This window comes from Ruegeria sp. AWH4_226 (assembly GCF_056159225.1).
Genome location: NZ_JBSWUU010000003.1, coordinates 352,153 through 364,622, shown reverse-complemented (window position 1 = coordinate 364,622; position 12,470 = coordinate 352,153). Strand labels below are relative to the sequence as shown.

Annotated in this window: 10 protein-coding genes; 8 read left to right on the top strand and 2 right to left on the bottom strand. The window is 57.9% G+C overall.

Annotation, left to right across the window (positions count from 1 at the left end):
* Window positions 1-126 precede the first annotated feature (126 nt).
* Window positions 127-2,049, bottom strand: coding sequence for a DUF3604 domain-containing protein (locus tag ACXAET_RS20165; protein ID WP_475189630.1), 1,923 nt, complete (start codon window positions 2,047-2,049; stop codon window positions 127-129).
* A 133-nt stretch (window positions 2,050-2,182) separates the two neighbouring features.
* Window positions 2,183-3,619 (bottom strand): MocR-like pyridoxine biosynthesis transcription factor PdxR, encoded by a 1,437-nt coding sequence (gene pdxR, locus ACXAET_RS20160; protein ID WP_475189627.1) that lies wholly within the window; start codon window positions 3,617-3,619, stop codon window positions 2,183-2,185.
* A 60-nt stretch (window positions 3,620-3,679) separates the two neighbouring features.
* On the opposite strand from pdxR, the gene ACXAET_RS20155 reads away from it, so the two are divergent.
* From ACXAET_RS20155 to ACXAET_RS20120, 8 genes are all read left to right on the top strand, one after another.
* The gene (locus ACXAET_RS20155; protein WP_475189623.1) at window positions 3,680-4,330 is read left to right on the top strand and encodes a pyridoxamine 5'-phosphate oxidase family protein; all 651 of its coding nucleotides are present in this window, start codon (window positions 3,680-3,682) and stop codon (window positions 4,328-4,330) included.
* A 97-nt stretch (window positions 4,331-4,427) separates the two neighbouring features.
* Complete coding sequence (locus ACXAET_RS20150) at window positions 4,428-5,429, top strand: Gfo/Idh/MocA family protein (protein WP_475189618.1); 1,002 nt, start codon at window positions 4,428-4,430, stop codon at window positions 5,427-5,429.
* Window positions 5,429-7,000 (top strand): acyl CoA:acetate/3-ketoacid CoA transferase, encoded by a 1,572-nt coding sequence (locus ACXAET_RS20145; protein WP_475189614.1) that lies wholly within the window; start codon window positions 5,429-5,431, stop codon window positions 6,998-7,000. The genes ACXAET_RS20150 and ACXAET_RS20145 overlap by 1 nt, the downstream gene beginning before the upstream one ends.
* Entirely contained in the window at window positions 6,997-7,764 is a 768-nt protein-coding gene (locus tag ACXAET_RS20140; protein WP_475189610.1) for an enoyl-CoA hydratase/isomerase family protein, read from the top strand. Before ACXAET_RS20145 ends, ACXAET_RS20140 begins: the two co-directional genes overlap by 4 nt.
* A gap of 4 nt (window positions 7,765-7,768) precedes the next feature.
* Window positions 7,769-9,292 (top strand): aldehyde dehydrogenase family protein, encoded by a 1,524-nt coding sequence (locus tag ACXAET_RS20135; RefSeq protein WP_475189607.1) that lies wholly within the window; start codon window positions 7,769-7,771, stop codon window positions 9,290-9,292.
* Between the two features lie 55 nt (window positions 9,293-9,347).
* Window positions 9,348-10,598, top strand: a complete 1,251-nt coding sequence (locus tag ACXAET_RS20130) for an ABC transporter substrate-binding protein (RefSeq protein ID WP_068340092.1) — start codon at window positions 9,348-9,350, stop codon at window positions 10,596-10,598.
* A 92-nt stretch (window positions 10,599-10,690) separates the two neighbouring features.
* Window positions 10,691-11,584 carry a carbohydrate ABC transporter permease gene (locus ACXAET_RS20125; RefSeq protein ID WP_068340095.1) on the top strand — a complete coding sequence of 298 codons (894 nt, stop codon included), beginning with the start codon at window positions 10,691-10,693 and terminating at the stop codon, window positions 11,582-11,584.
* Entirely contained in the window at window positions 11,584-12,465 is an 882-nt protein-coding gene (locus ACXAET_RS20120) for a carbohydrate ABC transporter permease (protein WP_068340098.1), read from the top strand. Before ACXAET_RS20125 ends, ACXAET_RS20120 begins: the two co-directional genes overlap by 1 nt.
* Window positions 12,466-12,470 lie beyond the last annotated feature (5 nt).

Here is a 12,470-nt window from a genome sequence, read left to right as displayed (position 1 = left end):
TCGTAGGGTCGCGTTGTGACGCAAGTCAAATGGCTGATGGGCGGGTTCTTCATGAAAACCAATGCTGTGACCCAGTGTCGAGACGTTTCTCGGAACGCCTCGACGCGGGTGTGCGTCCTGGCTGTTTCATTCGCCTGGCGTGTACCAGATCGGCGAGGAGTAGGCGCGTTCCTGATGGATCAGCTGGGCCTCCGCAGGCAGGTCGACGCCAAAGCGCAGCTTGTCATACAAAACCCAGCGCGGGGTTGGAATTTCAAGAACCCGCGCATAGTAAAAGGCGCGCTCATCCGGGTTGAAATCGGGGTCGGTCCATACCGTGATCAATTCGGATGTGCCGATCCTGTTTGTCCAGCTTGCGGTATCCAGATCCACGGTGTTGCCGACCTCGGGCAGGTTGCCATCAGCATCAATGGCGCGATCATCAGACCAGGCCACATTATACACCTGTTCTTGCAGCATACCGTCAGTATCCAACCAGCCTTTGACGACCTGAACCCGATCCAGATTGGCCCCGATCGGGTCACGCAACGCACCGATCAGAAAAGTCGGGGCACCATCCCCTTCGCGGGGGCGCAGATCACTGCCCATGGGCACGCCCTTGGTATAGCCGACTTTAGCAATGAATCTGGTTTCAAGATCGCTGTCATCAAACTCCCAGCCGCCAAAGAACCGCAGGCCTATCCGAGGGCCAGTCGTTGCATAGGTCTCGCGCCGCTTGAACGCATCGAAGATTGCGGCGCGCGTGTTGTCGGTGGCCCACACCGCAGTGTATCCGGATGCAACCAGCGTGTGGCCTTCGATAACGCCTTTATCGCTTTCGACAAACGGATGCAGTACCCGTGTGGCCGACGGTTCGGCGCTGACGGATTTGCCGAAATAGTTCTCTTCTTCCGCGGTGGTAAGGGATGTGTGGCTGTCAGTGGCGCCGCCCATTCCGAACTTATAGGGGTTCACGCCGAACTTCTCTTCCAGCGCCAAGCCCCGTTTCAGGGCTTCGCGGGCATATTCGCCGGCCAGCATGTCATCTGTCTTCAATTCGCTTATGTCGAGGTTGCCGACATCCCAGTTTTCATAGTCGGCGAAGGGATCGTCCGGGCTGAGGAAAGGGTGCGCCTCACCATCGCCCTTGATTTGCGTGACCTCGTAATGCGGTTCCCACTTGGCGCGGTTGCTTACGTATTCCTCATCAACCTTTCCGCCGTGATAGGTGTCTTCGGTCGGGAACATCCAACCGTTTGACAGGTTTCCGTTATGCGCAAACGCGATGGCACGACCACCGGTTTCTGACTGATATTCCTCAAGCCAGGCATAGAGCGCCTTCGGATCGGTATCCCCATATGGGGGTTGTGTCACGGGCGGCACCATCTGTAGTGCCCGGATCGGACCATCGCGTAACATGACATTGCGGTGCAGGTTGAACCCTTTCGGGACCGAGGTCCATTCAAACCCTATGAAAGCGGTGAAATTGCCGGGATCATTATGGCGTTCGGCGGCCAGTACAATCTGTTCCCACGTGAAAGCAAACGCATCCGCACCCGGACTGTAGGATTCCAAGAGAAGCTCTGGCAAGGTCATCTGCGAAAAGTTGGTGATGATATCGAACGCCGCTTTCGCTGCATCTTCGCCACCGGCTGTGTAGCCCTCATACCACTCCAACCCTTTAGGTTCGGCCAGTACTCCGGGCTTGCCTGCCTGCAAGTCGGGCGCAAAGCCCATCAGGTCGGTGTGATCGGTCAGCACCATCCAGTCCAGCGGTCTGGCCAGTCGCACCGGTTGACCAGTTGAAGAGATAACTTGTTCACCTTTTGCGAAACGCCATGCCTCGTCCGGCAGCAGCGTATTGCCAAAAGCCCCGGCATCCAGCGACAGGCCGGTGTGCAAATGGGTGTCTCCCCACAATGGACGTTCGGGGAAAGCACGGTTGGCGTAGGGTGAATAAGGGGTTTCGGTAAACAGTCCTTCGGCGGCTTCCTCGCTGGGGACGGCATCCGTATTTGCATAGGCGGGACCCAAGGAAAGCGTGAGAAAACAGACTGTCAACCGAAGCATGTGAAACCCCCTTTTGCAGTTTTTGCGTGTTCAACTCAAAAATGCTGTGTGTATAAATCTTAACATCACAATAACACTGTATTTTGATGGATGGTAAAAAACTTTGGCGGTTCTTGGCACCGCCTGAACACTGTCAGCAGACCGACCGAAGCACGGAAACAAGCCGGTTTGCAGCGTCCGAAAGTGTCTTTTCCTCAAAGGCTGCATAACCAAGCAAAAGCCCCTGTATTTTGTTTGGCAAGACGCAGTGTTCAGACACTGCGCCGATCTGCAATCCGTGTTTGTGGGCCAGCTTGCAGACGTCCAAATCGGAAGCCTGATCCAGTAGACGTTCCTGAAGGCCAACGCACAGATGCATCCCTGATGAGTCGGCCTGAAGATCCAAAAGATCGGATGCTGGGGAAAGCGCATTCAGTAAATGAATCTGCCGTCGCGCGTATACGCGCCGCATGCGCCGCAGATGCATTGCGAACTCACCGCTATTCATAAAGGTTCCGAGGGCGGGTTGCGGGATCAGCGAGGCGCGCGGTCCGGTCTGTCCAAGATAGCCCAAGGTTCTTTGTAACAGGCGTTCTGGCACAACCATATATCCGATCCTAAGCGCCGGACTGACCAGTTTTGAGAAGCTGCCAAGGTAGATCGAGTTGTTCAGGCCATCCAACCCGGACAGGGACGGCAAGGGTTGCCCCCGATAGCGGAACTCGCTGTCATAATCGTCTTCAATCACTGTGGCACCGGTCTGCCTCGCCCAATCCAGCAAGGCAATCCGGCGAGACAAAGGCAGGCTGACTCCTGTCGGATAATGCCGGGATGGAGTGACGATTGCGGCGTGGGCTTCGTTTGGAAGCCGGTCCACGGCAAACCCCTCTTTGTCGATGCGGACTGGCAGGGCGCGATTTCCGGTATCAGTTAGGATAGTGTGCAACTTGGGCCAGCACGGGTCTTCGATTGCAACGGTTTTTTCTGTACCAAGCAACCCGTGGAAAATCACTTCGAAGGCTTCGCGCGCGCCAGAGGTGATTACAACCTGACCCGGATCGCAGTTCAGGTGACGCCACGCAGCAAGGTGATCCGAGATCGCCTCGCGCAGCGGATACCACCCCTGAGGATCAGGGCGCGCCAAAAGCTCGGTCGTGGGCGCGCGCCATGCACGTTCAAGATGGCGGGCCCACTGCCTGTTCGGCAGCAACGACTGATCCGGCAGGCCGGTTTGAAACGGCAGCCACGGCTTAGTTTTGGGGCCGGCCGGGCGAGAGATGGGCTGGGGTTGAGACAGGTGGGTGATGTCACTCGCAACATAGGTACCGCTGCCTTGGCGCGTGACCAGATACCCCTCGCTGATCATCTGGTCATAGACGGCTTGGACGGTTGTTCTGGAAATCGACAATTCGGATGCAAGTGTGCGACTGGAAGGCAGTCGCGCACCCACCAAATCCGGAGACGCGGAAATGATGTCGTGCAACGCCCCACGCAACTGCGTCTGTAATGACGTCGTTAGCGACGTATCCAAGGAAATCGCAAACAGGTCACGATTTAAATTGGACTTAGAAAAAGTTTCAGAATTGGACATTTATTAATATCCAATATCCGGGCATGACTGCTGTAGCAAGAACAACCACGAGTTCCGAAGATGACCGAGACACTGCCAGTCACAGACCGAAGCCGCCTGCGCCGCTTGCATGAGCGGGGGTATTTTGACCGCACGACGATCAACAGTATTCTGGATGCGCAGCCTATGTGCAGCGTAGGATACATCATCGATGGCAAGCCATTTGTGACGCCAACGCTGCAATGGCGCGAGGGAAATCATGTCTATTGGCATGGTTCTTCGGCCAGCCGCGCCTTGCGCAATTCCCGTGACGCACAGGTTTGTTTGTCGGTTGCTATCCTTGACGGATTTGTCCTGGCTCGTTCCGGCATGCATCATTCGGTCAACTCGCGGTCGGTCACGCTGTTCGGCACCGCAAGCAAGGTCGAAGACCCGGCGGAAAAGCTGGATAAGCTGGGTCGTTTCGTCAATGGCCTTTTTCCGGGGCGCTATGAAGGGTTGCGGCCCGATCACGCGCAGGACCTGAAGGCGACCATGGTGCTGGGCATGGAAATCTCGGAAGGCAGCGCCAAAATGCGGACAGGTGGCCCCGTCGACGAAGAAGAGGATTATGACCTGCCCATCTGGGCCGGTGTCATCCCGGTACATACATCGGTCGGCAAGCCGATCCCTGACCCGCGAAACATCAAGGATGTGCCGATCCCTGACCATGTCCGGTCCTTTCGGCTGTAGGGTCGAGGGCTGAGCCAACACTCTTTCAAACTTTCTCTTGCCATACTTGGAACGTTCCACTAAATGTTTGGAACGTTCCAGAATCGGGGGGGGATTAATGCACTGGGCATTTGTTGGGGCAAGCACAATCGCGGCGCAGCACATGCTGAATGCAGTGCGTCGACAGCCCGGCAACAGCGTGACTTGGATTGTCAGCAATTCACCCGACCGGGTTCAAACCTGGGCCGCTGAACACGGCATTCCAAATGCCACGACTGAGTTGCAGCAAGCTCTGACCGATCCCTCCGTAGGTGCCGTCTACATCTCTTCGACGAATGAAAAGCACCACGCGCAGGCGATGGCGGCCATTGCGGTTGGCAAGCATGTCTTGTGTGAAAAACCTTTGGGTATGACGCAGGACGAAGCAGTTGAAATGGTGCGCGCCGCGCAGGATGCGGGCGTCGCTTTTGGTACAAATCATCATTTGCGCTGCTCCGGCAGTCATCGCGCCGTGCGCGAGCTGATCGCATCTGGCCGGATCGGCAAGGTTCTGTCGCTGCGTATTCATCATGCGGTGCATCTGCCCGGCAACTTGCAGGGCTGGCGCATCAATTCTGCCGATGCCGGTGGCGGAGTGATTCCGGATATCGTTGTACACGACGCCGATGTCACGCGGTTCCTTCTGCAAGAAGACCCTGCATCGGTGGTCGCTCAGATGACCAGTTCGGGAATGGGGCAGGGCGTTGAAGATTCCTGTATGTCAGTCTGGACCATGCCCTCGGGCGCGATGGTCATGACCCATGAAAGCTTTACTCATCCCTTTGCCGGATCGGGTCTGGAGGTGCACGGAACCGAAGGGTCGATCTTTGCAAAAGGCGTCATGACGCAGCGCCCGGTTGGCGAAATTACCCTTGTGACAGAGGTCGGGTCAGAAGATGTCCCGTTCTCGAACCACGATCTCTACGTTCAAGGAGTTTCGGACTTTGTCGCTGCTGCGTCGGGACAGGGGCGACCGGCGGCAGATGGGCCGGACGGTATAAAATCTCTGTCTGTTGCCCTGAGCGTGCGTGAAGCTGCGGCCACGGGTCAGCGCGTCAACATCAACTACGGTGGTTTCTAATGACCAAACTGGTTTCAGCCGCAGCGGCGGTCGCGCGCATTCCTGACCAAGCCGTTGTGACAGTGTCCTCTTCATCCGCGCTGGGATGTCCTGATCTGGTCCTGCGCGCTTTGGGTGAACGGTACAAGGAAGAAGGGCACCCGCGCAACATCACCACTCTGCACCCCATTGCCGCCGGGGACATGTACGGCGTGAAGGGGATGGAGTATCTGGCGCAAGATGGGCTGTTGGCTCGGGTCTTGGCCGGGTCCTACCCCTCGGGTCCGTCCAGCCTTGAGATGCCCGAAATCTGGAAGATGATCGTTGAAGATCGGGTCGCCGCCTATAACGTCCCATCAGGCATCATATTTGACATGCATCGTGAGGCCGCCGCCCATCGACCCGGCGTGTTGACGCAAGTTGGGTTGGATACTTTTGTCGACCCGGTGCGCGAAGGCTGCGCCATGAACGCCCGTGGGGCGGCGGACCCCATTGTCGCGCGGGCTGAGTTTGCAGGCCAAACCTGGCTACATTTCCCGAATATCGTCCCGAGTGTCTGCATCCTGCGGGCGACAACGGCGGACGAATTTGGCAACCTGACCTATGAGCACGAAGGTGCCTATCTGGGCGGGCTGGAACAAGCGATCTGCGTGCGCAATCACGGTGGGCTGGTGATCGCGCAAGTTCAACGTGTCACTGCCGAAGGCAGCCTGCGTCCGCATGATGTGCGGGTGCCCGGCCACTTGATCGATCTGGTGGTTGAGGATCCTGATCAGAAACAAACGACTGAGACGCTCTATGACCCGGCGATTTCCGGCCAGATCATGCGCCCGTGGGCAAGCTTCGCGCTGGCCGAAAATGGTGTTGAAAAGGTCATCGCCCGCCGGGCCGCGATGGAACTGCGCGCAGGTATGAGTGCTAATCTCGGCTTTGGCATCAGTGCCATGGTCCCGCGTATTCTGCTAGAGGAAGGGCATCCCAACGCCATCACATGGGCGATCGAACAAGGTGCCGTGGGAGGTGTTCCGCTGACGGGGTTTGCCTTTGGCTGTGCCTCGAACGCGCATGCCTATGTGCCATCACCCCAGCAATTCATCTATTTTCAGGGGGGCGGGTTCGACATGTCGTTCCTTTCATTCCTCGAAGTGGATGTCGAAGGCAATGTGAACGTCTCAAAGCTGGGTAAGAAGCCCTATCTGACGGCAGGTTGCGGCGGCTTTGTCGATATCACTGCGCGGGCTAAAAAGATCGTCTTCTCAGGCTGGTTCGAGGCCGGGGCTAAGATTGAGCTGACGGATGACGGGATACGCGTCAACGCCCCCGGAAAATTCACCAAGATGGTGGATCAGGTTGAGCATGTCACCTTCTCGGGACGTCGTGCGCGTGAAACTGGGCAGGACGTGATCTACGTGACCGAACGCTGCGTGATCCGGCTGATGGACGAAGGTCTGGTCGCCACTGAGATCATGCCCGGCATCGATGCACAACGCGATATCGTAGCCGTGTCTGGCGGGCGCGTCAAAATCGCGGAGAATGCAAGCCTGATCTCAAAATCATTGCTCACCGCCGGACCAATGGGACTACAGCTATGACCGGGATCGGCTTTCATATCGAGGGTGCGGTGGCGGTTCTGACCTTGGAAAATGAGGCTAAGCTGAACGCACTGACCACCGACATGCTCGACGCGCTGGAGGCAAGAGTGCAGGAGGTCGAGCGCAGACCGGAAATCCGCGCGGTAATCATAACCGGGGCAGGGGAAAAGGCTTTCTGCTGCGGGGCAGATATTGGCGCTTGGGGTGGTCTTAGCCCTGCCGAATTCGCACGCCATTGGGTGCGCGATGGGCATCGCATTTTCGACCGGTTGGCTCGTTTGGGTAAACCCACCATTGCTGCCATAAACGGTCACGCTTTTGGTGGAGGGCTGGAATTGGCCAGTTGCTGCGATTTGCGTTTGATGGCTCCGCGCGCGACGCTGGCCCTGCCCGAAGCCCGCATTGGCATTGTGCCGGGGTGGTCGGGCACGCAGCGTCTGACCCGGCTGATCGCGGAAGGTGCGGTGAAAGAGATGGCGTTGTTCGGCCGCCGCATCGGTGCGGACCGAGCCGTTGCGCTGGGCTATGCCGCTGAGGTGGCCGACGACGTTCTGGCCCGCGCGCTTGAGATCACTGCTGAATTGCAGTCCCTGTCCCCACGCGCGACCGAGATATCCAAGAACATGATCCATACAGCCGTGGGCGAAGATGCCCACGCGATTGTCGAAGCGCTGGGAAGTGCAGCGGCAGCGGCCTCAGCGGATCGGGACGAAGGCGTTGCAGCCTTCATGGAAAAACGAAACCCTCAGTTCTCGGGCCTTTGACCACATGAATGACATGACCATAAACCCCGCGATCCCGTTTGAACTGCCCGCGCTGTTCGAAGGTCGGCACCTGATCAATGGCGCATGGGTGGATAGCGCTTCGGGAGAGACATTCGAACGGCGCTCGCCCTCTCATGGGCACATTGTAAGCCGCTCTGCTCTGGGGCAAGAGGCCGAGGCCGAAGCCGCGATTGCAGCCGCCCGTACGGCATTCGACAGCGGTGTCTGGAGCCGTGCATCAGGCAAGGCGCGCGCGACCGTGTTGCTGAAAGTCGCGGACTTGATTGAGCAGAACGTCGATCGCATCGCCCTGATCGAAACGCTGGAAAGCGGCAAGCCGATCAGCCAGTCCAAAGGTGAGGTTGGCGGTGCCGCGGATTTGTGGCGCTATGCGGCTTCGCTTGCGCGCAGCACCCATGGCGACAGCCACAATACGCTGGGCGCGGATATGATGGGCGTTGTGCTGAAAGAACCCATCGGTGTGGTTTCGATCATCACGCCGTGGAATTTCCCGTTCTGGATTCTCAGCCAGAAACTGCCGTTTGCCTTGGCTGCGGGCTGTACGGTGGTCGTCAAGCCGTCTGAAATGACGCCCTCGACCACGCTGATGCTGGGTGAGTTGCTGATCGAGGCGGGCTTGCCCGCAGGTGTTTGCAACATCGTGCTGGGTTACGGCGTTCCGGTGGGTGCCATTATGTCCAGCCACAAGGCCGTGGATATGGTCAGCTTCACGGGATCGACGGCCGTGGGCAAGACGATCAGCGCGGCTGCATCAGGTACGCTGAAGAAAGTCGCGCTGGAGCTTGGCGGCAAGAATCCGCAGGTGATCTTTCCTGACGCCGATCTGGATGCGGCGGCGGATGCCGTTGTGTTTGGTGTCTATTTCAATGTGGGCCAGTGCTGTAACTCCAGCAGCCGGATCATCGTGCATGAGGATATTGTCCAAGAGTTTTGCGACCGTATTATCGCCCTGTCCCGCAGAGTAAAATTCGGTGATCCGCTGGACCCGTCCACGCAGGTGGGCGCCATCGTCACAGCCGAGCACAACGCTAAGATCGACAGTTACGTCAAACAGGCCCGGGCTTCGGGCGCGACCGTCGCGCTGGGCGGAGATCGGTTGACGGTCGAAGGGCTGGGCGATCAGTTCTACCAACCTACCGTGATCACTGAAGTTGATCCGGACATGCCCATTGCAAGAGACGAGGTTTTTGGCCCGGTTCTGTCGGTCATGACGTTCAAAACACTGGACGAGGCTGTCGCCCTGACCAATGATAGCGACTACGGTTTGTCGGCGGGTGTCTGGAGTACGAATGTTCACACATGCCTTGAATTCGCACGTCGCGCAGAAACGGGAACGGTCTGGACCAACACCTGGATGGACGGCTTCCCAGAAGTTGCCTTTGGAGGGTTCAAACAATCCGGACAGGGACGGGAAATTGGGCGCTATGGATTCGAGGAGTTTTTGGAAGTGAAATCGGTGGTCATGCGTATCGGGAACAGCCGATCCCCATGGGTGCCCGAGGACTGACAAAAGCGCCGACCGACGAAAAACAAGAAAAACGCATTTAGGGAGGAAACAAAAAATGCGCAAACTGCTGAAAACAAAATCGGTTATTGTGGCCGGGCTGCTCTGTACATCCAGCCTCGTACACGCGGAAGAGGTCGAGGTTCTGCACTGGTGGACCTCGGGCGGCGAGGCCGCAGCACTGAACGTTCTGAAAGATGACCTGTCCGGCCAGGGCATCGGTTGGACAGACATGCCGGTTGCCGGTGGCGGCGGCGAGCAGGCTATGACCGTTCTGCGCGCGCGTGTGACTGCTGGCAACGCCCCGACTGCCGTGCAGGCGCTTGGTTTCGACATTCAGGACTGGGCCGCGCAGGGTGCGTTGGCCGACCTGAATGATGTTGCTGCCCAAGAAGGCTGGGACGAGGTTGTTCCGGATGCGCTAAAGGCTTTTGCCAAGCATGATGGGAAGTGGGTCTCCGCGCCCGTAAACGTGCATTCGACCAACTGGGTCTGGGCCAACAAGGCGGTGCTGGACGCAAACGGAATTGCCCCGCCAACCTCGTGGGATGAGTTTGTCGCCGCTGTCGAAACGTTGAAGGGTGCCGGAGTTACTCCGATCGCGCATGGTGGTCAGGCTTGGCAGGATGCCACCATATTTGACGCGGTGGTTATGTCCACGTTGGGCCCCGACGGCTACAAGGCCGCGTTCATTGATCTGGACGAAGAAGTACTGGGCGGCGAAGCGATGAAAGAAGCCTTCGACCGCATGGCCTTTATCCGCGACAATGTTGACGAGAATTTCTCGGGCCGTGACTGGAACCTTGCGACTGCGATGGTGATCAATGGCGAGGCCGGTTTCCAGATGATGGGCGATTGGGCAAAGGGTGAGTTCCTGAACGCGGGCAAGGTTCCGGGTCAGGACTTTCTGTGTTTCCGTTTCCCGGGTACGGCTGAACAGGTGACGTTCAATGCCGACCAGTTCATGATGTTCGATCAGGGCGGTTCGGTGTCCGAAGAACAGGCGGCGTTGGCCAGTGCGATCCTGTCGCCCTCGTTCCAGTCCGCATTCAACGTGGTCAAGGGCTCGGTCCCTGCACGTACCGATGTCAGCGATGCTGACTTCGATGATTGCGGCAAGCAAGGCATGAAAGATCTGGCGGCGGCTGCAGCTTCGGGCAACCTGTTCGGGTCCATGGCCCATGGCCACGCGGCACCAGCCTCGGTCAAAAATGCGGTCTATGACGTCGTCACGGCCCATTTCAACGGCGAGTATGACAGCGAAACAGCTGTGACCGAACTGGTCGACGCGGTGTCCATCGCCAAGTGATCAGGTGATCCTCCCGATGGGGCGGCTTTGGGGCCGCCCTGTCACAAGAGGGCGCTCAACGCCTTACAACACTACTTGCAGGAGGGCGCGCCATGGCTGTTTCAGCCGACGCGGATTTCAAGACTCGCCTTCAGAACTGGATTCCCAAACTGGTCCTGTCCCCATCCATCGCGATGATGACGGTGTTCGTTTACGGATTTATTCTGTTCTCGGTCTACCTTTCCTTCACCGACAGCCGCATCCTGCCAACCTTTGGATGGGTCGGTTGGGAAAACTATGACAAGCTGTGGCGGCTCAGTCATTGGGAAACCTCGCTGATCAACATGGGCATCTTCGCAAGCCTTTACATCGTGATCTGCACGTGTATCGGGCTTGGGTTGGCGATCTTTCTCGATCAGAAAATCCGTGGTGAGGGGCTGCTGCGCCCGATTTACCTGTACCCAATGGCGCTGAGCTTCATTGTGACTGGCACCGCGTGGAAATGGTTTCTTGATCCGGGCATCGGGTTGGAAAACGTGATGCAGACCTGGGGGTGGGAAAGCTTCGAGTTCGACTGGATCAAAGACCGCAATTTCGCGATTTACACGGTCGTTCTGGCGGCGGTCTGGCAAACCAGCGGGTTTGTCATGGCCATGTTCCTGGCTGGGTTGCGCGGGATCGACAACGAAATCCTGCGCGCGGCGCAGATGGATGGTGCGTCGAACTGGAACCTCTATCGCCGGATCATCATCCCTCAATTGCGCCCCGCATTCCTGTCGGCCTTCGTGATCCTAAGCCACCTTGCGATCAAGACCTTTGACCTTGTGATCGCGCTGACCGGCGGTGGGCCCGGTCGCGCTACCGAACTGCCTGCGACCTTCATGTACTCCTACACCTTCACGCGGAACCAGATGGGGATTGGTGCAGCCTCGGCCACGATTATGCTGATGACCATCGCAGCGATCATGATCCCCTATCTCTACGCCGAACTGCGGGAGAAACGCTGATGTCCCAGGCAACTCAAGATACCGCAATCCGCACGGGCCGAGTCACGCGGACGCTGATCTATCTGGTGCTGCTGCTGTTTGGTCTGTTCTACCTGCTGCCGCTTTACGTGATGCTGGTGAACTCGGTCAAACCGCTGGAAGAGATCACCGGCGGCGGCATGATGAACCTGCCGCAAGTGTTCACGATTGAGCCATGGCTCAAGGCTTGGTCTTCGGCCCAGATCGGTGTCGATCCAACGGGTCTGAAGCCCTATTTCTGGAACTCGATCAAGATGGTGGTTCCCGCGGTGATCGTCTCGACGATCCTTGGCGCGCTGAACGGTTACGTGCTGACCAAGTGGCGGTTCAAGTACGATACCATCCTGTTCGGGCTAATGCTGTTTGCCTGTTTCATCCCGTTCCAGATCGTTCTGATACCGATGGCGCGGATGCTGGGCATCATCGGCCTGGCGGGCACAACCTGGGGGCTGGCGCTTGTTCACGTGGTCTACGGGATCGGCTTCACCACGCTGTACTTCCGCAACTACTACGCCGTGTTCCCGACCGAGTTGATCCGGGCAGCGCAGATTGATGGGGCAGGGTTCTTCCAAATCTTCTGGCGTATCCTGCTGCCCAGTTCAGGGCCAATCGCCGTGGTGTCGATCATCTGGCAGTTCACCAATATCTGGAATGACTTCCTGTTTGGTGCGTCTTTTGCAGATGCGAACAGCCAGCCAATGACGGTCGCGCTGAACAACCTCGTGCAATCATCCACCGGGGTTAAGGAATACAACGTTCACTTCGCAGGCGCCATTCTGGCCGCCATGCCAACTCTGCTCGTCTACATCGTGGCCGGTCGATACTTCGTCCGCGGCCTGATGGCGGGTTCCGTGAAAGGATAAGACCT